This window comes from Dactylosporangium sp. NPDC048998, from assembly GCF_043197855.1.
GTDB lineage: Bacteria > Actinomycetota > Actinomycetes > Mycobacteriales > Micromonosporaceae > Dactylosporangium.
This window is the reverse complement of sequence record NZ_JBICTV010000030.1, coordinates 32,030-57,425: the sequence shown is the minus strand read 5'-3', so window position 1 is coordinate 57,425 and position 25,396 is coordinate 32,030. Positions and strand designations below refer to the sequence as shown.

Below are 25,396 nucleotides of genomic sequence, written 5' to 3'. Positions count from 1 at the left end.
GCCGAGCGCCTCTCGGCCTGAGCGAAGATGAGACCCCCGGCGACGGCGGGCAGGACGTAGCCGGAGTGCAGCCGGTCCTGGTCGAGGTCTTCGACCAACTGGGGTGGGTGATTCTGGGCCGGCTGGAACCGATCGCGGCTGCTGTGCGCCTGCAGGAAGTGACCGTGCTCTCCGAACCGGCCGTTCGGGGCGACTTCGACGCGCTCTACGCGGCGCAGTTCGCCCCCATGGTGCGGCTGGCCTGCGTGACGACCGGCAGCGTACCGGCGGCGGAGGACGTCGTGCAGGAGGTGTTCCTGGCGTTGCTGCACCGTCCGGACGTCCGCGAACCGACCGCATGGCTGCGCCGCGCCGTTGTGTCCAGGTGCACCTCCTGGGTGCGTCGTCGTCGGCTGGAACGCCGCCATGCCGGCCAGCCTGAGCCTGAACCGCTCGTGCCGCTGGGGCCCGACGCGATCGCCGTCCGCGCCGGCCTCGCCCGGCTGCGTCCGCGGCACCGGGCGGCCATCTTTCTGCGCTACTACCTCGACCTGTCCGAGGCCGACATCGCCGACGCGCTGAACTGCCGGCCGGGCACTGTCAAGTCCCTGCTGCACCGGGCCCACTCCGCACTGCGGGAGCATCTCGATGACCACTGACCAACGCCTGCGCGCCGCCGTCCACGAACTCGTCGAGGCGATCCCCGTGCCCGCGGTGGCGCCGCCCGTCATGCTGCTGACCTCTCGCCGGTCATGGCGGCCCGTGCTCGTGGGCGCCGCCGTCGTGGTGGTGCTGCTCGCGGTGGGGCTGGTGCGCTTGCCGGCTGCGCCGAGCGCACCTGCCGCCGGTCCCGCCACGCTACCGCGCGTCTTCGCCGAGCATTCCTACCTCACCGCCACCGTCTCCGCCGCGCCTGCCGGGCCTGCGATCGCCATTTACGGGTACGGGCAAGGCGATCTGCCTTTCCAGACCCCGCAGCTCATCGCCGTCGGGGTGGACGGGCGCACCTACCGCGAGATCGACCTCGCCAGTAAGCGGGGTCAGCCTGTCGAGGCCTCTCAGCTGAAGTCACCGGCGGCACCCACGCTGCTGTCTCCCGACGGCAGCAGGGTCGCCGTCGCCGACGCGCGCGGGCCGGTCCACGATGTGGCGATCGTGGACCTGACCACCGGCCGTACCCGCAGCCACCCGGTGCCTGCCGGCTCGGCGGTACAGCTACTCGCCTGGTCGCCGGACTCGATGCGGCTCGCGTACGCCGTCGCGCCGTATCGGGCGGACAGCCATGGCGACCCCCGGGTCGCGCTCGCCGCCGACGGCGAACTGACACTGCTCGACCTGGCCACCGGCGTCACGTCCACGGTTGCCGGGCAGCGCGGGGTGCTCGACGCGGCGTTCTCCCCCGACGGCAGAACGCTGGCCGTCCAGGTCGGTGCCGAGCTGCGCCTACTCACCGCCGGCGGCGGGAGCACGGTCGTCCCGCTGCCGGGCAGGCACCGGCTCGGCGGGCCAGCCGCCTGGTCACCCGACGGCAGCCGGCTCGCGCTCTTTCGGGTGGCTGCGGGCAGCCCGTCCTGGGCCGCCGGGTATTGGTCGCCGGACGGGTTGGCGGTCCTCGACCTGCCTACCGGGGTGTCCACGCCGCTCGACACCGACGCGACCGCGGTCCTCGGTTGGCAGGGCGCCGACCTGTTGGCAACCAACCGCGACACGATCGTCTCGGTGCCGCCGACCGGGTCGGCCCGGGTCCTCGCCCGGCTCCAGCCCGGCAACGACCACTGGATCGACACGGTGCAGTTGGCGACCGCCCGTATCGGCGACCTTCAGGTGCGCGATACCGGCGTCGATCGCGGCCCGTGGCCGTGGTGGCTGCGGGTGCTCACCGTCGGGCTGGTCTTTCTCGCAGGCGGCGTCGTACTTGTGGCGCTGCGCCGCCGACGGGTTCATTGACGCTGAAATGATCGGGCGCGGGCGGACACGTATCAAGCGACGACCACCCACCGCGAGCACCCGGGAGCCAACCCTTGGCCAGAGCACCCTCCAGCGCCGCCCGATTCGAAGTGCTGTACCGCGACTGCTACCAAGATCTGCTCGGCTACGCGCTGCGCCGGGTGGACCGGCCGGACAGCGCCGCCGACGTCGTCGCCGAAACGTTCCTCGTGGCGTGGCGCCGCATCGACGAGATCCCGCCGGACCGGGCCCGCCCCTGGCTGTTCGGGGTGGCCCGCAACGTGATGGCCAACCAGCACCGGGCCGACCAGCGCCGGGTCGACCTGGCCGAGCGGCTGCGGCAGGAACTGGCGCGGGCGACGGTCATCGCGCCCGACGTCCCGGCGTCGCTCGGGGCCGCGTTCGCCACCTTGCCCGAGGCCGACCAGGAGCTGCTGCGCCTGGTCGCCTGGGAGGGCCTGGGCGCCGAAGACCTCGCCGTCACGCTCGACTGCTCCGTCAACGCGGCCCGCATCCGCCTGCACCGGGCCCGGAAACGCCTCGCTGAGGCGCTCGAGCAGACCTCGATCATCACGCCTCTGAGGAGCTTCGATGCATGACGTCGACGAGGAGCAGGACGGCCTGATCCGGCTGCTCGCCCCCACCGTTCACGTGCGCACCGGCCCGGACGAGGCCATGCTGCGCGCCATCATGGCCACCAACGATCGGCCGGCGCGGTTGCGCGGCCGGCACCGGCGCGGCCTGATCGCCGTCGCCGCTGTCGCCGGGCTGGCCGCGGCCACGTTCGCCGTGCTCGCCGCGCTGCCGACCTCGGCGCCGGTCGGCCCGCCGGCGGCCAACGCGCTGTCGATCACCGAGGACGCCGGCTACCTGGTTATCACGATCAAGGATCCGGCCGCCGACCCGGCGCGGTACCAGGCCGAACTGCGGCGGCGCGGCCTGAACATCACGATCAACCTCGCCCCAGCCCAGCCCGAGGAGGTCGGCAAGGTCGTCTTCTCCGAAGTTGGCGACGGCGGGGAACTGACCTATATCGAGGACCCCGGCCACTGCAACGCCAACGGAAACTGCGCCGTTGGCGTCCGGGTGCCGGAGAGCTTCGTCTCATACGCCCGGATCACGTTCGGCCGCGCCCCGCTGCCAGGCGAGGAAATCGAGGCCGGCACCCCGTCCGGCGGCGACGCCAAGACCGACGCGCTGCGCGGCAAGACCGTCGCCGAGGTCCGCCGGATCACCGCCGCGCAGGGCAAAACGCTGCTGTACCGCGTCGGCTGGCGCTCGCTGGACGCCCCGGCCGAGCAGGTCCCAGGCTCCTGGAAGGTGTACGACGCCGCCTACGGCACCGCCAACAGCATCATCGTCTGGGTGTCCGAGGACGGCACCGCGCCCAGACCGCCCGCCGGCGGGTAGTGCTGAACAGGGCCGCAGCGTGCAGCTGCGGCCCTGTCGGTCGGTTGGTGGTGCTGTGGCTGTGGTGCTACGGGGTCGGGTACTGCGCGATAAAGACCGGCGAGCCGATTCTGGTCGTGTCGGCCGGGCCGCCCACGCCGTTGACGACGTGATCGATCGTTCCGGCGCTGAGGTTGACGGTCATGATGTGGTGCAGCTGGACGCCCGGGGTCTTGGGGACCTCGAAGCCGTTCTCGGTGTGGATCGAAGGGTTGTTCTGGTTGAAGACGTAGGCGCCACCGCCGTAGAGGTGGTGGGTCTTCACGCAGTCGCCGACCTTGTAGGCGGCCCAGCCCTTGACCTTGCCGTTCATCCAGTCGGCCTGGGTCGGCGGGTCGTACGGCAGCTCGTTCTGGAAGAAGATCGTCGTGCCGTTGTTGCCGTTCCAGACGGAGTTGTACTGCTGGAAGTGCTCGACGAACAGGCCCAGCGCGGTCACGTTGTCGCCGTTGATGACCACGCCATTGCGGCCGATGTTGGTCTTCCAGCGCTGGGTGTCGGTGAAGCCCTCGACGCCGTGGTCCGCACGCCAGATCCAGGTGTGGTCGATGAGCACGTTGTCGCTGTTGACCTCGAGCGCGATGCCGGCCTTGCCCACGTGCGGTCCACCGACGCGGAAGTACACGTCGGACAGCGTCGTCGGGTTATCAGCCGAGCTCGGACGGTTGCCGTGCGGCTTGCCGACCCGCAGCAGTACCGGCGACTCGGTCAGGCCCGCGTCGATCGTGACGCCGGCGACGATGACGCCGTCGACGTCAGCGATGTCAAGCGGAGTGGACCCGTTGACGGCGGTGAGCGTGGCGTGGCCGAGACCGAGGACCACCGTGTCGGGGCGCTTGACCTCGATGCTGCGCGCGATGTCGTACACGCCGGGGGTGAGCAGCAGGTTCATGCCGCGGGCGAGCTGGTTGTTGATGACCTGCACCGAGTCCGACGGGCTCGCGACGAAGAAGTCCGTGAGCGGGATCGTACGGCCCGGCGTCATGCCGTTGGCCCACGTGATGCCGCGGCTGTTGCGCTGGGCGGCGGGCACGCGGACGTTGTAGTTGCCCTTCGCGTCGGTGAACAGGAACGGCTTCTCGCGGCTCACCGGGGTGGTGTCCAGCGTGGTGTAGGGCGGGTCGGGGAAGCCGGCCTCGCTGGGAGCGCCGACGACACCGGAGAAGACCTGGTTCCACACACCGTTGGACCAGCCGTCGAGCTCGCTGTTGCGGGTCAGCCACTGCTGCTGCGATCCGCTGATGACGAACGGCAGCTTGGAGTCGGCGATGAAGCCGCCGCTGGCGTACTGCGGACCGGCGGTGCAGTAGTCCATCAGCGACAGGTTGGCACCGCTGATGTTGAGGCGGCGCATGGACACGGCCTGGGAGACGGCCCAGAAGTCCGCGGAGCCCCGGCAGCCGTCCTGGCCGGCGCTGTTGATGTTGATCGACAGGTTGGACAGCGTGCGCCAGAAGTTGACGAGCGCGAGGCAGTTGCTCGTGCCCCCGTTCTCCAGGCAGCGGTTGTAGACCTCGACCTTGCCGTTGATGACCACGTCGGTGGGCGACGCGCCAAGGCCGGCGATCTCGGTGTAGTAGCCGACCTGGATCTGGAGCGGCTGCTGCGCGGTGCCGTATGTTCCGGGCTTGAACAGGTAGGCGTGGCGCGCGGTGCCCATCTCGTTGGCGATCTGCGCGGCGTTGGCCGCGTCGAGGGTCGCCTGGATGTCGCTGACCGGCATGCTTGGGTCGAAGACGGTGACGTTCGTTCCAAGGGCCCAACTGCTGGGGGGCGGCGCGGCGGCGGCCGTTCCCGCCGTCGCGACGGCGGTGGTCAGCACAAGCCCGACCGCGAACGCCCGGAGACCCCGCCTACCGGGGGGCTGGATTGTCATACAGTTCGTCCTTCCTGCTGGACAGGCAATCGGTTGGCGGAGAACGTCGGCCCGGTCAAGACGGCCTGAACAGGCGGCCGAGGTGTTTCCCCGACGAGCAAGCGCTCTCTCGCCCCGTCGGGTAGCGATGCTCATCGGCCTGCCTGTTCAGGGGTCGTGCGGCCCGGACGAGCGGGCCCGATGAGGAGAGCGCTCTCACCGAGCCGCGACTTGTAACAGGACCGGAAAGAAGTGGGTGGGATGTTTCTACCGCGTAAACCCCGCCTGGCGCTACGCCACGCAGCTCTTGACTTTTCCGCGCAACAGCCCTAGTCGAGCCGGCGGCGAGGAGTAATGGGTCTTGACGCAGCCTGTCACGATCTTCGTAGCGAGCGAGGGGGATGAACAGGCCGATGGGTGAATTTCTCAATGCGGTCCTCGAGTTCCCTACCGTCCTGTTCACGTTCCTGCTCGTCGTCGTCATCGTGTACTGGCTGATCGTCCTGTTCGGCGGCGCCGACACCGACCTGCTCGACGCCGACCCGGCCGGTGTCGTCGACGGCGGCGCGGACGGCGGCTTCGGTGGTTTCCTGGGCAGCGTCGGCCTGGGCGGTGTGCCGGTCACGGTGGGGCTGTCGGTGCTCGTGCTGGTCGCCTGGTTCGTCAGCCTGGCCGGCTCGACCGTCGCCGACGGTGCGCTGGCAAGTGTGGCCGTCCTGGTGGCCGCCCTGGTCGTCGCGTGGCTGGCGACCCGCTTGCTCGTGGTGCCGCTGCGGCGGCTCTTCCCGGAGACGAGCGGCGACTCCCGCACCGCGTTCGTCGGCCGCAGGTGCGTGATCCGTACCGGCACCGTCACCGACACGTTCGGCCAGGCCGAGGTCACCGCCGCCGACGGCTCCAGCGCGATCGTGCAGGTTCGCCAGACCGGCACGGACACCTTCACCGCGGGCAGCACCGCGGTCATCTACGAATACGACCGGGACGGCGAGTTCTTCTGGGTCGTTCCCGCGCCTACTGGCCCCACCCCCGGACAGAGGGAGCTCTCATGACCGTCATCACCACCGGCTTCCTCGTTGTGCTCGGCGTGGCCGTGCTCATCGCGGTCGGTGTGCTGTTCGCCGTCAGCCGCCTGTTCCGCAAGATCGAGCAGGGCAAGGCGCTGATCATCTCCAAGGTCCGCAGGGTCGACGTCACGTTCACCGGCGCCGTCGTCCTGCCGGTCGTGCACAAGGCCGAGATCATGGACATCTCGGTGAAGACGATCGAGATCGCGCGGACCGGCCGGGAAGGGCTGATCTGCCGCGACAACATTCGTGCCGACATCCGGATCACGTTCTTCGTGCGGGTCAACAAGACCATCGAGGACGTCATCAAGGTGGCCCAGGCGATCGGCACCGTGCGCGCCAGCGACCAGGAGACCCTGCAGGAGTTGTTCAGCGCGAAGTTCTCCGAGGCGCTCAAGACCGTCGGCAAGCAGCTGGACTTCGTCGATCTGTACACGAAGCGCGACGAGTTCCGCGACCAGATCATCCGGGTGATCGGTACCGATCTCAACGGCTACAGCCTCGAGGACGCCGCGATCGACTTCCTCGAGCAGACGCCGCTGCACAGCCTCGACAACGCCAACATCCTCGATGCGCAGGGCATCCGGAAGATCACCGAGCTGACCGCGATCGAGCACGTGCGGACCAACGAGTTCCGGCGTAACGAGGAGAAGGAGATCAAGCGCCAGGACGTCGACGCCCGCGAGGCGGTCCTCGAGCTGGAGCGGCGTCAGGCCGAGGCGGAGATCAAGCAGCAGCGGGAGGTCGCCACCCTGCGGGCGCGCGAGGAGGCGGAGACCGCCCGGGTCCGGGCCGAGGAGCGGCTCAAGTCGGCGACCGCCGAGATCCGCACCGACGAGCAGGTCGGCGTCCAGCACGAGAACAAGCAGCGGGAGATCGCCGTCGCCGAGAAGAACCGGGAGCGGGTCATCGCGATCGAGTCGGAGCGCATCGAGAAGGACCGCATGCTTGAGGTCATCGCCCGCCAGCGGGAGACCGAGCTGAGCACGATCTCCAAGGACAAGGAGGTCGAGGCGGAGAAGCGGGCCATCGCCGAGGTGGTCCGGGAGCGGATCGCGGTCGAGCGTACCGTCGCCGAGCAGGAGGAGCAGATCAAGCGGCTCCGCGTCGTCGAGGAGGCCGAGCGCACCCGCCAGGCCGTCGTCATCCAGGCGGAGGCGGAGGCGCAGGAGAACCTGGTCAAGGGCATCAAGGCGGCCGAGGCGGCCGAGCAGGCCGCCAAGTTCAGGGCCCGCGAGGAGCTGGTGCTCGCCGAGGCGAGGCAGCAGACCGCCGAGCTGGAGGCTCGCGCCAAGATCCGCCTGGCCGAGGGCGTGCAGGCTGAGGCGGCCGCGACCGGTCTGGCCGACGTGCAGGTCCGGGAACGCAACGCCGAGGCGATCGAGAAGGTCGGCCGGGCCGAGGCGGCCGTGGAGCGGGAGAAGGCGGTCGCGAACGCGGAGACGATCGAGAAGGCGGGCCTCGCTGAGGCCGCGGTCGAGCGGGAGAAGGGCGCCGCCCTCGCCGACGCGCTGCGCGACAAGCTCAAGGGCGAGGCCGAGGGTCTCACCGAGAAGGCCGCCGCGCTCGCCGCGATGGACGGGGCGACCCGCGATCACGAGGAGTTCCGTCTGCGCCTGGAGATGGAGAAGGACGTCCGTCTCGCCGGCATCGACGTGCACCGGCAGGTCGCCGAGCAGCAGGCGCTCGTCCTGGCGGCCGGCCTGGAGAAGGCGAACATCGACATCGTCGGTGGCGACAGTGTCTTCTTCGACAAGCTGCTCGGCTCGATCAGCCTCGGCAAGAGCGTCGACGGCTTCGTCCAGCACTCCGACGTCGTGCAGACCGTCGGCGCCTCCTACCTCAACGGCAACGGCGATCTGGCCCGCGATCTCGGGCGGGTGCTCGGCTCGATGAGCACCGCCGACGTGTCCAACCTGACGCTGTCGGCCTTCCTGGCCCAGCAGATCCAGCGTGGCGGCCCCGACCGGGGCAAGCTGCGTGAGCTGCTCGACACGGCCCGCCAGCTCGGCATCGCCGACAAGCCGGTCGCGGCCCTGGCGGCGGCCGAGCAGTGACCGGCGGCCAGACCGTGACCGTCGATGCGGCGGCGCCCGCCGCGGCGAGCCTGGACGTCGGCACGTACGAGGTGCTGCGCGACCGGCTCGCCGCGCAGGCGGCCGAGCTGACCCGCCGGGCCGAGGCCCTCAACGCGCGGCGGACCGAGGTGTTCGGCGGCAGCGACCTGCGGCTGCTCGGCACCGAACGGATCCGCACCGAGCACAATTGCGTCCCGCGCGACATCGTGTCCGTCGGTGGGCTGATGCTGTTCGGGTACAACGTCTTCCTCGGCCTCAAGCCGGAGACGACCGTCGACGACGTGTTCTCGCTGCACCGGTTCAGCCGGGACGGCGACGCGTTCCGGTTCAGCAAGCCGTCCAGGGACGATCCCGCCGACCTGCCCGGCCTGCTGCGTGACCCGCAGCTGCTGCGCGACTTCGGCGAGGTGTACAAGTACTATCGGGACACCCGGCTGCTGCAGCTGCGCCGGCTCGACGGGAAGCTCCTCGCCGTCTTCCAGACCGGCCCGCGCACCGACGACATCAAGGTGCTGCGCTGGGCCGTCGACACCGCCAGGCCCAATGAGACCAGCAATGTGTCCTATGTGGACAACCGCGGCGAGCGCGACCATGTGTTCCCGCCGTCGCACGACTTCGAGTGGCTCCCGGTCGGCCGGGACCACCACGTCCTTGGCCGGCACCCGCACATCTCCATCGAGGACGTGGTGTTCGTCGAGACCATCGGCGGCGACCTCACGGTCAAGGTGGAGAACAACACCGAGACGGGCGAGGGCGTCTACAGCGAGCCGGTCGACGAGCCGCTGCAGAGCCTCGCCGACGCCGACGTCAGCTACGCCCGTATCGGTCCGCTCGTTCTGCTGCGCATCCGCCCGTACAAGGAAACGGTCTTCAGGTTTCTGGTGTTCAACACCCGGACCCGGGCGGTCGTCCGGCTCGACGGGATCGGCCAGGGCTGCCAGCGCCTGCCGGAGGACCAGGGCCTGATCTTCCCGGGCGGCTACTACCTGGCCACCGGCGTCGCGCGGACGTTCGACACCGACGTGGCCGACCTCGAGTTCGAGCGCGTCATCCGGGCCGCCAACGGCGAGGACGTGCTCTACGTCTTCCACGCCCGCGCCGACGGGCGGTCGCTGCTGCTGCCCTACAACGTCATCCGCAAGGCGGTCGAGAACCCGCTCGTCTGCCACGGCTACTCCCTGTTCGACGACGGGACGCTCGTGGTCTTCCGGGCCATGTCCGCGGAGCCGACCCGGGTCCACACGATGCAGGTGTGGCAGACGCCGTACCTGTCAGACACCTACGCCGCGACGCAGCCGATCGGGACCGGGCCGCTGGACCGGGTGGGCAACGCCGACCTCGTCCGCGGCATCTCCGACTGCCTGTCCGTGGCCCGGATGGTCGCGGAGATGGGCCCGTCCGCGGCGGTCTTCGAGGCGATCATCGCCGCGTGTGTCCGCGCGGTCGACCACTACCACTGGCTCGGCGAGCCGGAGCTGGGCGACCTGCGCGGTCCGCTCGCCGAGCTGCGCGGCGCCGCCGAGCAGGTCCTCGCCGAGTTCGAGAAGGTACATGCGCTCACCGAGCAGGCGGCCACCGCGCTCGGCGAGGCGGCAGGGCGGGTCGAGTCACTGATCCGCCGCTCCCAGGGCGAGCCGCCGGTCGACACCGACGGCTGGGTGCGCCTCCTCGCCGACCTCCGCCAGACGCAGGGCTCCCTCGTCCCGCTGCGCGAGCTGCGCTACGCCGACACCGACCGGATCGCCGCCCTGGAGACACGGCTCGGCGAGGAACTCGTGGCCGCCGCCAAGCGCGCGGTGACGTTCCTGCGACGCGACGACGCCTTCGCCGGCTACCACGCCGACGTGCAGCGCCTGGCCGGCGACGCCGAGGCGATCCGTACCGTGGCCGAGGCCGCGCCGGTCGGCGAGCGGCTGGCCGCGCAGGCCGCGGGGTTGCAGGTCGTCACGGAGGTGGTCGGCTCCCTCGAGATCGCCGACGCCACCGTCCGCGTCGGCATCCTGGACCGGATCAGCGAGGTCCTCGGCGGCGTCAACCGGGCCCGGGCCACCCTCGGCGCCCGTCGCCGCGAACTGCTCGCCGTCGAGGGCCGGGCCGAGTTCGCCGCCGAGTTCGCGCTGCTCGGCCAGGCGGTCACCGGCGCGCTCGCGGTCGCCGACACACCCGAGCGCTGCGACGAGCAGCTGGGCCGGCTCATGCTCCAGCTGGAGAACCTCGAGTCCCGCTTCGGCGACTTCGACGACTTCCTCACCCAGCTCGCCGACAAGCGCACCGACGTCTACGAGGCGTTCTCCTCCCGCAAGCAGGCGCTGCTCGACGAGCGGGCCCGCCGCGCCGACCGGCTCGTCGAGTCCGCGGAACGGATCCTCGCCGGCATCGGGCGCCGGGTCGCCACGATGACCTCACCCGACGACGTCAACACGTACTTTGCGTCCGACCCGATGGTCGTGAAGCTGCGCCGCGTCGCCGGCGAGCTGCGGGATCTGGGCGACCAGGTCCGCGCCGAGGAGCTGGAGGGCCGGATCAAGGCGGCCCGGCTCGAGGCCGGCCGGGTGCTGCGCGACCGGCTCGACCTGTTCGCCGGTACGGCCGACGTCATCCGCCTCGGCCGGCACCAGTTCGCCGTCAACACCCAGGCGATCGACCTCACGCTCGTCCCGCACGGCGACGAGCTGGCGTTCACCGTGACGGCCACCGACTACCGCGCGCCGGTCGACGACCCGGTGATCACCGCCGCCCGTCCCTTCTGGGGACAGCTGCTCGTGTCAGAGGCACCCGACGTGTACCGCGCGGAGCACCTGGCCTGCGTGGTGCTCGACGCCGCATCGGCCGGACAGTCCATTTCGGACGGTCCGGTCCTCACGCTGGACGCGCTCCACCAGGCCGCGGACACCGACGGCGACCTCCGCGACCTGGTGCGGCGCGTCGCCGACAGTCGCTACGCCGAGGGGTACGAGCGGGGCGTCCACGACCACGACGCGGCCCTCGTCCTCGACGCGCTGCTGCGGCTGCACGCCGACGCCGGCCTCCTGCGCTACCCGGCGGCGGACCGGGCCGCGGCGCAACTGTTCTGGACGTTCGGCGCCGACGACGAGGTCAAGGCGGCCTGGACCCGGCGGGCGCGGTCGCTCGCCCGGGCCCGGACCGCGTTCGGCCGCTCGGACGCGATCGGGCAGCTGTGCGCCGAACTGCAGGCGGCGGTGGCCGCGTTCCAGCCGGCGGCCGGATCGGCCGGCCTCGCCGGGGAGTACCTGTTCGAGGAGCTGAGCAGCACGCCGTTCGGATTCGTCACCAGCGCCGGCGTACGGACGTTCCTCGACCGGTTCTGGCGTACCCTCGGCGGCCCGAACGCGACCTCCACCCGCGAGCTCAACGAGGACCTGCGCGCCCTCGACGGTGACCTCGCCGCGCGCCGCCAGCTCGTCCATGCGTGGCTCACCTCCTTCGCCGGCACCGTTGACGGTCCCGGTGACGGAGACCTGGAAGAGGCGGCCGCGATCGTGCTCTGCGGTGCCGACCTGCCGCGCCACGAATCCTCCGCCCCCCTCACCGCGACCGTCGAGGGCCTGCTCGGCACCCATCCGCGGATCGTCGGCCGCCGGATGGAGGTGCGCCTCGACGAGGTGCTCGCCCGCACCCGCCGGTTCCGTCTCGAACGGGTTCCGGCCTTCCGCGAGTACCAGCGGCACCGCAACGAGCTGGCCGCCCGCGAACGGGACCGGCTGCGGCTCGACGAGTACAAGCCGAAGGTGATGAGCGCGTTCGTGCGCAACCGGCTGCTCGATGAGGTGTACCTGCCCCTCATCGGCGACAACCTGGCCCGGCAGCTGGGTGCGGTGGGCGATACGACGCGCGCCGACCAGATGGGCCTGCTGCTACTCATCTCACCACCCGGCTACGGCAAGACAACGCTGATGGAGTACGTCGCCAGCCGCCTCGGGCTGGTGTTCGTCAAGGTGAACGGCCCGTCACTCGGAAACCTGGTCACGTCGGTCGACCCGGCGGAGGCCCCGAACGCCACCGCCCGCCAGGAGGTCGAGAAAATCAACTTCGCGCTCGAGATGGGCAACAACGTCCTGCTGTACCTCGACGACATCCAGCACACATCGCCGGAGCTGCTGCAGAAGTTCATCTCCCTGTGCGACGCCCAGCGCCGCATGGAGGGCGTCTGGAACGGCCGGACCCGCACGTACGACCTGCGCGGCAAGCGGTTCGCCGTGTGCATGGCCGGCAACCCGTACACCGAGTCGGGGCAGCGCTTCCGAATCCCGGACATGCTGGCGAACCGTGCCGACGTGTGGAACCTCGGCGACGTCCTGACCGGCAAGGACGACCTCTTCGCGCTCAGCTACATCGAGAACGCGCTGACCTCCAACACCATCCTCGCCCCGCTGTCCACCCGCGACTGCGGCGACGTCGAGCTCCTGGTCCGGCTGGCCCGGGGCGACGACACCGTGCGACCGGACCAGCTCGCCCACCCGTACTCGCCGGTCGAGGTGGACCAGATGCTGGCCGTACTCCGCAAGCTGCTGCGGGTACAGGAAGTGGTACTCGCGAACAACCGCGCGTACATCGCCTCCGCAGCACAGGCCGACGCGTCCCGCACCGAGCCGCCGTTCCTCTTGCAGGGCTCGTACCGCAACATGAACAAGCTCGCCGAGCGCGTCGTACCGGTCATGAACAACGCCGAGCTGGAGGCCGCCATCGACGACCACTACGTCGGCGAGGCGCAGACGCTCACCGCCGGCGCCGAGGCGAACCTGCTCAAGCTCGCCGAGATCCGCGACCGGATGACACCCGAACAGGCGGCGCGGTGGGCCGAGGTCAAGGCCGCGTACCTGCGGGCGCGAGCGCTCGGCGGTGCCGACGACGATCCGATGAGCCGGGCGGTCGGCGCGGTCGGGCTGCTCGCGGACCGGGTCGGCGCGGTGGAGGCAGCGATCGACCGGGCAGCCGCGACAACGCGGCGTTCCGGCCCCGCATAGGAGATCCGCGTCCGGTCGCGAGGTCGCACCCGGGGCGAGGGCCTTGAGGATGGCCACGCCCATCGGGTTGCCGTTCGTACCGCCGGCAGCGGAGGGTTGCACCTTCAGGAGGGATCTTTTTCGGCACCCTCGCTGCCGAGCAGCTCCGCCAGCTTGGTGTTGATCGCATCGATGTCGAACGGGGTCGTGGCCGGGCCTGCCTCGGGATGCCAGTCCTCGATCGGAGCGTCGCCGCGGCCCGCGGTGCACACGATGGAAGCGACGGCCGAGTCGTCCAGCTCGTCGATCTTCTCGACGGTGATCTGGTGCTCCCACTGGTCGCCAAGGTCGTAGACGTACGTCATCGTGGCGCCCTCGCCGGGCATGGCCTTTCCCAGCCGTGCGCCTGATTCGTCGTCGCAGTCGTCGAGCCCGAAGTACGGATCGGCGTAGCGGTGGCGATCCGTCTCGAACGTGTGCAGGTGGTCGCCGTCCCAGTCGAAGGCCACCTGGAGCGCGAGGTGCAGCACGTCCAGCGGAATCGCCGCCGGGACGCGCAGCCGCCGCCACACGGGCGGCCTGACATCGGACAGGACGATCTTCAACTGGTACACCTTCAGCGGAGGGCGCCCGGCGGCGGTGAGCGCGTCGCGGAGGCCCGGTGCGCCGGGGTGGCCGCTGGCGTCGACGACCGCCATGCCGCCGGACTCCTGCACGAGGTGGTACGCCTCCTCGAGATCCTCGACGGCGAGCGCGTACTCGACGGCCAGCCAGCACCGGTCCGCCTCGCTCGGCTCCGGCCACTCGTCCTCCGCATCCCACTCGCCCAGGACCGCACGGGCGTGCGGGGCGAGCATCGGCCGGTCGAGCGCGGCCTGCCACGCCGGCCGCATCGCCTCACCGAACGCGGCGACCAAGCCGACCCCGGCGACCCGAGCGGCCGCCGTCCCCGCCTCGGCCGCGGCCAGCACCTCGTCCACCGCCTGGATCGGATCCCGCCCGGCGACCCACCGGTTCGCCGCCTGCCAGGCATCCGTCTCGGACAGTGCCGCCAGCCGGACCAGCAGGTCGCCGGCCGGCAGGTCGGCCCTGACCGGCTGCGGCGTGACGGCGGCGAAGCGCCGGGCCGCCCACCGGCCCAGCGCCGTCAGCCGTCCCTCGACGTCGACCGCGCCGAACTCGACCAGCACCGCCATCCCCGCCTCGACCTGCTCCGCACGACGCCGGAACGCCTCGAACACCGCGCCGGACTCCCGGTCCCCCAGCTCGCGGAGCCGCTCGTACACGGCGCCTTCGAGCGCCTCGGCCGCCGGCGCCGGCTCGGTGTCCAGAAGCTCCAGCACCGTCCGGCACAGCACGACGGCGCCCTCACCGCGACGGTCGTAGGATTCCGATCGCAGTACCGCGAGCAGCGCGCCCCACCACGCTTCCAGCCGATCGGCCGGCGGCCCGGCAACGGCCATCGCCCGGCCCGCTTCGACCGCGATGAGCCCGGCCGCCTGCGCCGCCACCCACGGCCGGTGCATCACCTCGACATCAGCCGCACTACGAACCCGCGCCGGCGCCGTGACCCCCATCGCCGCCGCGGCCGGCACGACGTCGTCGCGTCGGAGCACACCCTTCGCGGTCACGGCTCGCCCGGCGCTGCCCAGCCAACCGGCCAGCAGTCCCGCGCGGACCATAATCGTGCAGTTGTCGACATCGAGAGCAAGCTCGGCAGTCATCGCGAGAGCATAGAAGAGCCTCTCCAACAAACCCGCGGCTCATTCGTTTGCGACACGCGCCGCTTGAAGCACCGACGATATTTCGTTCACTCCAGCGCGTCCAGGCGCGCGGCGTCCTCGTCCCCGCCGTGTGCGCGCAACTCGGCCAGTGTCGGCTCGGCCAGCTCCAGCAGCCGCGCCAGGTCGGCCATTCGCTCGATCAGATCGACGCGGGTCGTGACGGCGCGGCCGCGAGCCATCGCTAGAGCACGGTCGAGCAGCACACGGCGGCGAAGCACCGCGTCATCGCACCACAGCTGCGCGAAGTGCCGCCGGCGCAGCTCGAACGAGCCGACGCGGCTCGGTGGAAGCTTGGGCGGGCCCGCGAACGCCTCGGCGCGCAGGGTCACCCGCCAGACACCGTTGATGAGCTGCCGGAGGGTGCCGCGACCGTACTTCCCTTCCGCAAGCCAGCCGGTCCAGATCTCTTCCGGGTCTCCCGTCCCTTCCGCCCCGATCAGGTCGTGGATCGCCGGGACGTCGGCGCAGACCTCTTCGATGAACGCGTCCCGCCGCGGTGCCGCGCTGCTGTAGGCGATGACACCGCTGTCGACCGTCTCCACGAGGTACACCGGCAGGAACGCGTCCTGATGACTCTCGACCGCAAGGTTGCGCAGGAGCCTCGGCACGTTGAACTCGGTCCGGTCGGGACGTCGCGCCAGCCGCGTGACGGCCTCCGGAGTGAACCATGTCGGGGCGAACAGCCCGGTGAAGCGGGACCGGTCGGCGAGGCGGTCCTCCGGTACCTCGGGCGTCGGCAAGATGGCCACCGACCCATCGTAGTGCCCGCGCGGCAACGGGCGATGGGTGAACTGCTCGAACAGCAGGTCCTGCCGGACCTCCTTCGGCTCGAGGCGGACGCCGGCGCGCAGCGCTTCCAGCCCGAGCGGGGTCAGCTCGGCCCGGTCGCCGGCGAACCGAACGTGCCCGATCCGCGCGAGGAACGCAAGGCACCGCTGCACGAGCGACACCTGGATGCCCAAGAACGAGGCAAGCTGCTCGGGGTGTGACATGCCGCCCTCGTGGATCGCACGCACGAGGAAGCGGTCGACGATCTCGTACGCCGGCTCGTCGTACACGCTGGCCGACACCTCGACCCGCCACAGCGGCCAGAGCACCGGAAAGAACCGCAGCGGCCGTACCGTGGGCAGCGTCATCGTGTGCTCCAGCGCCCGGCGCGCGGGAAAGATCACCTGACGGCTCACAGAAGCCCCTCCAGCTGCTGCTGTACCTCACGCGACGGCCGCAGGTCGCCGGAGTGGGTCAGGTGGTCGGTCAGCGCCAGCATGAGTTCGGCGAACGGCCTGTCCCTCGCGGCCCGCAGGGTGCTCCCGTCGCCGACGAGCACCAGCTGACGCCGGGCCCGGGTGATGGCCACGTTGATCCGGCGGAGTTCCTTGAGGAAGCCGATGTCGCCCTGCTTGTTGCTACGCGTGAAGCCGTAGACGATCAGGTCCCGCTCGCCGCCCTGAAACGCGTCGACGGTGCCGACGTTGTCCGCGATCACGGCGGCGTCGCCCAGTGCCTTGGTGAGCTGCTCGGTGACGAGTTCAACCTGGGCACGGTACGGCACGATGACCGCCCAGTCCGGGTACTGGTCGACGTACCAGGTGATCAGGAGAGTAATGAGGTCAGCCTCGAATGGGTTGATATAACCGCCCCGGCCCCACTCCTCCTGGCGGCGCCCCGGCCGCTCCGCCCGGCGGGCCACCGGCTGATCGGCAGTGTCGACCATCGCGAACGGCGCGCGGAAAACAGAATCGGACGGCCCGCCGGGATGTTCGGTCGTCAGTACCCCCGAGTAGAAGCGGTCGGAGACGAACCGGGCGAGCGGCTCAGGCATCCGTCGCTGGATAGTCAACATGACCCGGTGCTGGTCGTCGGCGCTGAGGTAGAGGCGCTCAAACGCGCTGCGGCGCAACAGATCGGCGACCTGCTCCGCGGCCCCGCCACGTAGGCTCTCCATCCAGCCCTTGACCTCGTCGTCGAGGTACGGCGGTAGCTGGTGGTGGTCGCCGACGAGCACGCTCCGTTTGGCCCGTACGAGCGGGACGAGCAGGTTGGGCGTGGAGATCTGGCCGGCCTCGTCGACGACCGCGAGGTCGAACTCGAGCTCCGCCAGCAGCGCCGTGGTCGCGGTGCCGACGCAGGTGGCCACGACCACGTCGGCGTAGCGGACGAGCTCGCGCTGCAGCTCCTCGTCGGCGTCGCGGACGCGGTCCCGCCATTCCGCCAGCAGGCCAGCGCGGGAACGCACGGCGGTGACCGCCTCGGCCGTCAGCCGACGGTGCTGTTCCCAACCAGCAAGATCATCGGCCTCCGGAGCCGGCGGCAGCCCAGGGGCTGCGGGGACGGGCCGCAAACAGTCGCGAATCACCTCGGCAGCCCTACGGGCCTGTTCCAGGGCCGCGCGCCGTTCGACGGCCGCGGCATCCCGCGCGGCGGCCTGCCGGGCCGTCTCGGGATCCCGCCACGCAAGCGCGTCGGCCTGCGCCAGCAGGCCGACGTGGGCAGCCTCGGCCTGGCCGGCGGCGGCCCGGACCGACCCGGCGGTCGCCTCGGCTGCCTGCGCTGAACGCCATCTGCGGGCGGCGAGCCAGCGGAAGAAGAAGGCCAGCAGACCCCTACTGGCCCGCGCATCTGCCGCGGCGAAGCGCCGCCGTGCGGCGGCCAGGTGCCGTTCGGCGCCGGCGAGGTCGGCCCGCACCCGCTGGAGCGCCGCGCCGGCCATTGCGAGCTGGGCCGCTATCGGTGCGATCGCGCGCTGCCGAGCCGCGTCGCCGGCGGCCGCTGCCGTCTGAGCCCGCGCATCGGCGGCGCGCGCCTCGTCGACCTGGGCACCGAGAAATTCCAGCCAACGCACGGCCGGCGCCGACGAGGCGGAGCCGGGCGGCTGAGCGTCCGCGAAGGCCGACAATCGCGATGCTGTGCCCTCCGTCGCCGCGAGGATTTCGTCACGCAGCCCTTGCACCTGGGCCTCGACCATGAACGTCCGCGCTTGGCTCGTCATGGAATCCTCGTTGCCGACCCGCACCGCCCGGAGATGTCCCGGCAGGCGCTCCAGCACGTTGTCCACTGCACGGTTCGTGTGCGATGTGACCAGCACCCGCTCGCCAACTGCCACCGATCCCGCCGCGATCTCGATGATCGTGCGGGTCTTGCCGGTGCCCGGCGGCCCGAGCACCAACAGCTGGTCCGGTACTCGAAGCGCACTTCGGAAGGCGGACAGCTGCCCGGGGTCGAGCGGCTCACGCGGCGCTACCGCGGCGGGGGAAAAGGGCCGCAGCCGCCGGTCTACGAGCTCGGCGAGCAGCTGGGGATTCACCGCCCGCCCCTGCCGCAGGGTCTCGATGGCGTCCAACTGTGCCTTGTGCACCCGGTCGCTCGGCAGTTCGTGCAGCCCGCCCTGGTCCGGGATGCTCCGATAGTCGACGGCGCTGTCGAAACGAACCACGACGTCGAGACCATCGACGCGCACGATGCGCCCGCGCAGGTTGGGCTCGTCGGCGATGAATACCGGCGCGCCGACGGTCAGCCGCGCCGGGCGCACGAGTGTGAACGTGTATACGCCCCGGCCGGAATGCCGCTCTTCACGGGTGCTGCGCTTGCGCGCATACTGCGCCGGCGGTGCGGTGCGCTGCCGTTCGATCTCGATGTCGCGGGTCGCCTCGACCACCTCGGTCAGCAGGTCGAGATAGGCGGCGTGGTGAGGCGGGTGTGCCGACGCCACGGCGCGCTGCGCGTCGAGCAGCGACCACTCGCGGGCGATCGCCGGCCACTGGGCCGACCAGCCGGGCGGCACGTCACGCACGTGCTCGAAGGCCCGCCAGCCGGCGACGCCCATGAGCGTGAGCGCGCCGCGGAGCAGGCGCTCCTGGTCCTTGAACGTCAGCCGGGCGACATGACCCAACCGGTAGGCATCGCCGTGGTCGCTGACGTAGAGCGTCGCCGCATGCCGCTGGGTGTAGACGATGAGCCTGGCGGGCGACTCCTCGATGCGTGCGGGAAGGGTCCCGGCGGCGCACAGCCGGGCCATCTCGCCGATCAGCCCCACGGCGTTGGTAGTGCGGTCGCGAGCGAGCTGCTCGACCGCCTTCCCCGAGGGCACAATCGCGATCGGACCGGACAGCCGGACCGGCCGTACAGTCATGCGGCGCCGCCCAGCGAGAGCGTCCGACGGGCCCGGCTGAGCGCATCGCCCAGCTCCCGGACGTGGGGCCGGCCCGGGTCGGGACCGAGCGCACGGAGCAGCAGGTCGTCGAGTGCCTCCGGGAAGGCGGGCAGAGTCGCCCGGACGGGTGGTGTCAGCAGCGGTACCGGCGGATGCCCGGTCAGCGTGTGATGCACCAGCGCCGCGACCATCTCGACGTCGACCGCCGGGCCGGGTGCCCCGCCCGCCTTCGCCAGGCCAGCCCACCCCAGGTCGCGCAGGACCACGCCGTCGGCGGTCACGACGATCCCATCGGGCGTCAGCGCCCGATGGGATCGCCCGCGCCCGTGCAGCGCGCCGATGGCGGCGCAGACCCGGGACGCCGCAGCGAGCGCGCGGGCGGCGGTCAAGCGGTCGGACGGTACGGCGGACGGCCCGAACGCCTCACGCCAGGTGCGCCCCTCCGGCCGCGCCATGACGAGGGTCGTGGCCGCCCCGCCCTCGTGAAGATCGAGCAGCTTCGGCCAGCCACGCTCGGCAGGGCGTTGACGCAGTAGCCGCGCCTGCACCCGCAGCGCCTCGCGAGGCTCGCTCACGCCGGGTCCGACGGCCTGGCGCAGCCGGACGCGGACCGACTCCGACCCGATCCGGGCGGCGGTGGCCTCGCGCCAGGTGCCGGTGCGATCGGCCGTGGTCTCCTCGGTGGCGTCCGAGTGCAGCAGGTAGACGTGTGGCCCGACGATCGTCTCGTTGCCGGGCCGCCAACGCCGATCCGGTCCGCTGCGGATGGCGGCCGGCGGCGACTTCGGCTGCTCGTCGCGATACGGCTCGTAGAAGCTGCGCCGGATGTGTCGGGCGGCGGGTTGCAGCAGCAGGCCGCGCAGCACCGTCTCGTCCCACAACTCGATCGCGACGCCGGTGGCCGCCTCCTGCGCAAGCTTCCAGGGCCGCCACCACTGCCGCTCAAGTGGACCCAGGCTCGCCGGGGTGCACAGCACCCAGCGCTTGACCGTGTAGCCGTGCTGAGCGGCCGCCGTCACGGCACGCTGGAAAGAGCTCTGAATATTGGTTCGCTGGCTGGGCCCGACGCCGCCCATAAGGTACTTCGCCTGGAAGATCTCGACGTCACCGTCGAGCTCGCCAATGAGCACGTCAATGCCCCAGTCACCAGGGGCGTTGGCGTAGACGAGGCTCGCGGATCCGGAGATCGCTTGCACGAGCAGCGCGAGCATCTGCTCGAAGTCCTCCGGTGCGCCGGACTCCCCCGCCCGGCTCCGGTGCGCGTGGAAATTGACCGGTGGCTGACCCGCCGACATCACCACGGGACCGACTCCCCCCGCCCTTATCGCAGTGCGTCAATGCCAAATCACCGTAATGGGGCCGCAGCAGAGATCGCAAACTGGTCACTGCGGTCGGTCAGGAACTCCGGATGTTTCCACCGCGTGTTCATTGTGGCCGGGGCGGGGCATCGCCAATCGCTCCAGCGCGACTGCGACCATCACCGCCGGCCGCCGGCGCCCACCGCGGGCAGTATGAGCATTACCTGATCAACGGGGTGCGGTGCGGAAGCCTTCACCCGAGGTGATATTGGTCCTTGACATGGGAGGCCAGATGGGCTGAGCTCTTACCTACGGTCGTTCGGCCGATAGGCCGGGCTGAGGATGGAGGGTGGAGTAACGGTGCAGAGTCTCCATGGCTCGGTCCTTTCGCTCTTCACTGGGGCGGGAGGTCTAGATCTAGGCCTGGAGGTCGCCGGGTTCGACACGGTGGCGTGCCTAGAGATCGACCCAGTCTGCGCGGACACCCTGCGGGAGAACCGTCCGTCATGGAAGCAGCTAGACAGCGGTGATGTGACCGTCGCCGCCGAGATGGTTAGGCCGATGGACCTCGGCCTGAAGGTTGGCCAGCTGGATCTGATTGCCGGTGGACCGCCGTGTCAACCTTTCTCGATAGCCGCCCAGTGGGCGAACTCTGGCCGGCGCGGCATGGACGACGACCGTGCGCAGACCGTGATCGCGATGCTCGACCTGGTGGAGTCTTTCCTACCCAAGGCGCTGCTCATCGAGAACGTTGCCGGCTTCCTTCGAGGCGAGATCTCGGCCTCGCCGTTCATAACGGAGCGCCTCGCTGAGATTAACAAGAGGCACGGCACCGCCTACGACCTCCACGCGCGCATCGTCGATGCCGCCGACTACGGCGTGCCGCAGCATCGCAGCCGTGTAATCGCAGTGGCGACCAGCGACGGGCGGGAATTCGAGATGCCTGCCGCCACGCACGCCGACGCGCCTGTGCGGGCCTGGGACGCGATCGGTGACCTTTCTGAGACCGACCTACCGCCGAACCAGGGCGCCTGGGCCGAGCTGCTGGCCTCCATCCCTGAAGGGGGAAACTACCAATACCTGACAGCTCGTGGTGACGGTGAGGAGCTATTTGGTTACCGTACGCGGTACTGGTCGTTCCTGCTAAAGCTGGCGAAGGACCTGCCGGCCTGGACGTTGCCGGCCAGTCCGGGGCCGTCGACCGGACCGTTCCACTGGGACAACCGCCCGTTGACCGCTCGTGAGTGCCTCCGGCTGCAGAGCTTTCCGGACGACTGGCGTCTGGTGGGCACCCACAGGCAGCGCATTAAACAGGCAGGGAACGCCACGCCGCCGCTGCTTGCGGAGGTCGTGGGGCGTGCCCTCTTGGCGCACCTGTGGGGGGCGTCGACGGGCGACCAGGAGCCGCCGAAGCTGCTTCGGCCACGGACCGCAGGAGCGGTACCGAAACCGGTCCCACCGGTCCCGGTGCCCGAGCGCTTCCGGTCGCTGGTGGGCAGTAAGGACGCTCACCCCGGCGCTGGTAAGGGCCCGTCCCCGCGGCGCACGGTATCTACGTCTCCGACTGGGCAATTGCGAGCAGATTCCCCCACAGAACGCTCCACTCTCTGAGTCCAGACGGGGCTGGAGTGGCGTTGGAAAGATCCGCGGTGAAGCGGACATTCGACACGCCATTGGGGAACGGCACGCTGACCTGTGGAACGTCGGAGGCCCGATAGAAGCGCAGATTCCCTTTGGCGGCCAACGTGTCAAAACGGGTGTCGTCCGCCTCGGCGATGCGGCTGCCCACCAACGCCATCACATGCTGGTGGAGCTTCTCGCCTGCCTGTAGCGAGCCCGTGAGCAGAGCGGCGATCCGATGGTAGAGGTCGAGGACGCTCGGGCCCCTGTCGCTTCGGTCAAGGACTAGGCTTGCGATGAGAACCCGGTCGGGCGGAACGAGCTGCGACGCGGAGAAGGCATGCCGGCGCTCGGCGTGGGTCGTGGCCTTCACCTCGACGTGATTGCCATCGTCGGTAAAGTCGTAGCGGTACGAGCCGGCCGAGCGCCAGGCTGTGGTGGCATGAACCGGGTCCCGTGCCTCGTGTAGCAGGAACAGCTCTGCCCAGATGCCTGTCATGTCTTTGTTGGCTTCGGAGTCAAAGTTCCGGAACAGCTCGTTGAGCCATGCCACCTGGCGGCCGAGTTCGTCGGCTCCGTTATCGCCGATCCGCTCGAGCAGCGACGGCAGGAGACGCAGGAACCAGTCCTGTACCGCGGGGTCGTGGGTCACGCACTCCAGCACGGAGTAGATGGCGGGCTGCTGGTCGTCGACGAGGCGAAGCACCCGCCGGTGGCGGAGTCTTAGGTTGGCGTAGTGCCGGTCCGGCAACGAGGTCGGCGGAACGCCAGGCTCAGCGACGACGAGCGCAGGCAGCCCTTCGGGTGTCTTTCCCAGTCGTACGGCTGGGCTGGCTAACTGCTCGGTTGCGTATGACGTGGTGGCGGCACCGTCGGCTGGTGACGGAAGACGGTCAAAAATTCGTCGCACGTCTGGGTAGGCCAGCGTCATCGGGCCTCCCGCCGGTAGCTGCGCAGCCCTGCGGGAAGCCATGCCGCCAGAATTGGGCATCCCTGTCTCAGGTAGCCGTCCGCACCGGTCAGACTCTTCCCACCCTCTTGGAGATCCGGTTCGTGAAGCTGGATCGTAAGAAGACCGTCACTCACACCGGGAAGACCGTCTCCGCCGGCCCGGAACTCGCGGTCGCCAGGGTAGTAGGCGTCGGCGCGCGGGTCCTGTTCTTTTCCCCGCCCCTGGAAGACCTGACTGACGACCCTGTTACGGACAGCACGCTTCGGTCGGTGTCCCGGCCGCATGTCGACGACAAGCCCGCGGACGAACGGATCCTGCTCCAACAGCGACGCAATCACGTCCTGGACAACGGCATGGTCCACCTCGTCCGGCCCGAAGAAGCGATAGTCGGCGATGAAGTCGGCGAGCTGCTTCAGAGGCAAGTAGGCGAAGCGATGCGTTCGCGCGACCTCGCCATTCTGCGGGGTCCAGCCGCTGCGCCAGGTCCGGACGGACGCGCGGAGATCCCGTACCAGTTTGGCGTTAGTCGCCGCCTCATCGCCTTGGTCCGCGGCTGGCAACGTACCCTGAGCGAGCCACTCGGCCACCGGCCTCATCCGGAACCACTGGCTGGTCCGCCGGCACAGGCTCAACCCGGGGTCGATCCAGAACACGCGGGACCACTCGGTCATAGGCCGGCCCCGTTCGATATGGGCCTTCACCGACCGCCACAGGGCGGCCTCGTGTGCGGCGAAAAGCGCGTAGTAGTCATCGTGCATGGCGCGCGGCAGCCAGATCCGACAGTACGGAAGGTAATCGCGGCGGTAACCGAAGAACCGGCCACGCTGCATCAGCACGTCGATCTGGCCAGTACCCGGTGCCCGCGCCATCCAGGTGGTCGTGAGCCCCTGGAAGGCGAAGCCACGTTGCAAGACGTCTCCGCCGACGAAGATCCAGCAGTGCGTGTCGTCCCAGTCGACATCCTCGGCCAGCTGGTTCTGCGAGTTGATCAAACGGACGTTGGTGTCCTGAAGGCGCTCGTGGAGGAACGGCATCAGGTCGCGGGGTGTGACCGCCTCGGTGGAAACCGTGGTGCTGAGCGTCCGAAGTGCCTCTGTAATCTCGTCGTAGAACTCCTGGGCAAGGTAGCTGTCGGGCTCTGCCAAGGCCGCCGCAACTGACGTGAACAGGCGGCTTCTAACCCGCTGCACCCAGACCTGCGCGAGGCGGTGCGACGGCATCTGACGCTCGGGGTGCACGAGCATGCTGCGAGTCCTCGGGCTGCCGCTGCTGGTCTTTTCCTCCAGAGCACAGCCTACGTAGAAGAAGCGAATTGCGTCGACCAAGGAGTCGGGAGGCTCGTCGGATCGCAGGCCCACCGCGTTGACGTCGGTCAGGGGAATCTCCACCCAATACGTTCCCTGGGGCGGGAAAAAGTCCTCGGCTCCGCAGTATCCCTCGCCCGGGGGAAGAAGCTCGCAGTAGTCGGGTGATAGCTGTTGGGTAAGTTCGGCAAGAAGGTTGGCCTGGGGTGTCGCGGTGTACTGGATGAACACATGTCGGTCAAAGAGCCCCTTGAGGCGGAGGATAGCCTCGAACGTCGGCGTCTGGCGAGCCCTTCTGCCGGCCCTCCGCGCATTCGCCGAGTTGTCCAGGCTGGCCTCGTCCGCCTCATCGTCGACAATGAGGACCGGTTGCCGTCGTAGCTGGTCCCGTAGTTCCGACCGCTCCAGTAATTCGGCGAGCCGGTCGATCCCCTCTGTGGCAGAGGCGTCCGCGCGCGTGCGCTTTAGGATCGTCACCACAAGGGTCCGAGGGGAGAAGACGGACAGCGCCGTCCGTAGCGTGGTCTCGAAGTCGACGTCGTTAGTTCCTGGCTCGAAGTCGAACACCCTCCAACGGCGGTCGCCACGCGACAGTTTGTTGACGACCTGGCGGTACGTCTGGCCCTTCAGAATGTTCTTCGTCCCTGACAGCAAGATGATTAGGCGGTACCCGTTGTCACTGGCCAATGCGGAAAGAGCCAGAAAGGAGTTGGTCTTTCCAGATTGGACCTTGCCGATGACGAGGCCCGTGGAGAATCCACTTTCACCCGGCGGGCTGCTCTGTCCCAGGACCCGGGGCGTGAAGTGGCGGAGTTTCTCCTTCGCGGCGTCCGGCAGCCCGGAGGCATCGAGGAAGCGAGTGAAGTTCGGCCCGTCGACCTTAGGGTTCCATCGCCAGAGCCGCGGATGCACGTCGTACGGGTTATTAACGTCTTCGATCAGAGTCTCCATG

At 69.9% G+C, this 25,396-nt stretch carries 15 protein-coding genes; 8 read left to right on the top strand and 7 right to left on the bottom strand.

From position 1 onward, the window contains the following. The first annotated feature begins 65 nt into the window (after positions 1-65). The 4 genes from ACGFI8_RS38825 to ACGFI8_RS38810 all read left to right on the top strand — a co-directional run bounded on the left by ACGFI8_RS38825 (position 66) and on the right by ACGFI8_RS38810 (position 3,336). Positions 66-638: an RNA polymerase sigma factor gene (locus ACGFI8_RS38825; RefSeq protein ID WP_392812328.1), complete on the top strand. Its 573-nt coding sequence runs from the start codon at positions 66-68 to the stop codon at positions 636-638. Beyond that, a complete protein-coding gene (locus ACGFI8_RS38820) occupies positions 628-1,926 on the top strand; it encodes a WD40 repeat domain-containing protein (protein WP_392812327.1) in 1,299 nt (432 codons plus the stop codon). Before ACGFI8_RS38825 ends, ACGFI8_RS38820 begins: the two co-directional genes overlap by 11 nt. A gap of 74 nt (positions 1,927-2,000) precedes the next feature. Next, positions 2,001-2,525, top strand: coding sequence for an RNA polymerase sigma factor (locus ACGFI8_RS38815; RefSeq protein WP_392812325.1), 525 nt, complete (start codon positions 2,001-2,003; stop codon positions 2,523-2,525). After that, a complete protein-coding gene (locus ACGFI8_RS38810; RefSeq protein WP_392812323.1) occupies positions 2,518-3,336 on the top strand; it encodes a hypothetical protein in 819 nt (272 codons plus the stop codon). Before ACGFI8_RS38815 ends, ACGFI8_RS38810 begins: the two co-directional genes overlap by 8 nt. Positions 3,337-3,403: 67 nt before the next feature. On the opposite strand, the gene ACGFI8_RS38805 is transcribed toward ACGFI8_RS38810, so the two are convergent. Further along, the gene (locus ACGFI8_RS38805) at positions 3,404-5,251 is read right to left on the bottom strand and encodes an adenylyl cyclase (RefSeq protein ID WP_392812321.1); all 1,848 of its coding nucleotides are present in this window, start codon (positions 5,249-5,251) and stop codon (positions 3,404-3,406) included. Positions 5,252-5,643: 392 nt separating this feature from the next. Here ACGFI8_RS38805 and ACGFI8_RS38800 point away from each other — a divergent pair, with 392 nt between their 5' ends. From ACGFI8_RS38800 to ACGFI8_RS38790, 3 genes are read left to right on the top strand one after another with little or no spacing between them, the layout of a single operon-like run. After that, positions 5,644-6,279: a hypothetical protein gene (locus ACGFI8_RS38800; protein ID WP_392812320.1), complete on the top strand. Its 636-nt coding sequence runs from the start codon at positions 5,644-5,646 to the stop codon at positions 6,277-6,279. Next, positions 6,276-8,351, top strand: a complete 2,076-nt coding sequence (locus ACGFI8_RS38795) for a flotillin family protein (protein ID WP_392812319.1) — start codon at positions 6,276-6,278, stop codon at positions 8,349-8,351. The genes ACGFI8_RS38800 and ACGFI8_RS38795 overlap by 4 nt, the downstream gene beginning before the upstream one ends. Positions 8,352-8,365: 14 nt before the next feature. After that, the gene (locus ACGFI8_RS38790; RefSeq protein ID WP_392812317.1) at positions 8,366-13,357 is read left to right on the top strand and encodes a DNA repair ATPase; all 4,992 of its coding nucleotides are present in this window, start codon (positions 8,366-8,368) and stop codon (positions 13,355-13,357) included. Positions 13,358-13,461: 104 nt separating this feature from the next. Here the strand turns inward: ACGFI8_RS38790 and ACGFI8_RS38785 are convergent, their stop codons facing one another. The 4 genes from ACGFI8_RS38785 to ACGFI8_RS38770 all read right to left on the bottom strand — a co-directional run bounded on the left by ACGFI8_RS38785 (position 13,462) and on the right by ACGFI8_RS38770 (position 20,565). Then, entirely contained in the window at positions 13,462-15,060 is a 1,599-nt protein-coding gene (locus ACGFI8_RS38785) for a plasmid pRiA4b ORF-3 family protein (RefSeq protein WP_392812316.1), read from the bottom strand. 86 nt (positions 15,061-15,146) lie between these two features. Then, positions 15,147-16,304, bottom strand: coding sequence for a hypothetical protein (locus ACGFI8_RS38780; protein ID WP_392812314.1), 1,158 nt, complete (start codon positions 16,302-16,304; stop codon positions 15,147-15,149). Next, positions 16,301-19,207, bottom strand: a complete 2,907-nt coding sequence (locus ACGFI8_RS38775) for a DEAD/DEAH box helicase (protein WP_392812312.1) — start codon at positions 19,205-19,207, stop codon at positions 16,301-16,303. The genes ACGFI8_RS38780 and ACGFI8_RS38775 overlap by 4 nt, the downstream gene beginning before the upstream one ends. 38 nt (positions 19,208-19,245) lie before the next feature. Then, the gene (locus tag ACGFI8_RS38770) at positions 19,246-20,565 is read right to left on the bottom strand and encodes a serine/threonine protein kinase (RefSeq protein ID WP_392812387.1); all 1,320 of its coding nucleotides are present in this window, start codon (positions 20,563-20,565) and stop codon (positions 19,246-19,248) included. A 345-nt stretch (positions 20,566-20,910) separates the two neighbouring features. Between ACGFI8_RS38770 and ACGFI8_RS38765 the strand changes: the two genes are divergently transcribed. Then, on the top strand, positions 20,911-22,179 hold the full coding sequence (locus ACGFI8_RS38765; protein ID WP_392812311.1) for a DNA cytosine methyltransferase: 1,269 nt from the start codon (positions 20,911-20,913) through the stop codon (positions 22,177-22,179). Here the strand turns inward: ACGFI8_RS38765 and ACGFI8_RS38760 are convergent. Together ACGFI8_RS38760 and ACGFI8_RS38755 are read right to left on the bottom strand one after the other, a co-directional pair. Then, a complete protein-coding gene (locus ACGFI8_RS38760; RefSeq protein WP_392812309.1) occupies positions 22,121-23,119 on the bottom strand; it encodes a PD-(D/E)XK motif protein in 999 nt (332 codons plus the stop codon). The genes ACGFI8_RS38765 and ACGFI8_RS38760 overlap by 59 nt on opposite strands. Next, a complete protein-coding gene (locus ACGFI8_RS38755) occupies positions 23,116-25,395 on the bottom strand; it encodes a Z1 domain-containing protein (protein ID WP_392812307.1) in 2,280 nt (759 codons plus the stop codon). The genes ACGFI8_RS38760 and ACGFI8_RS38755 overlap by 4 nt, the downstream gene beginning before the upstream one ends. Position 25,396 lies beyond the last annotated feature (1 nt).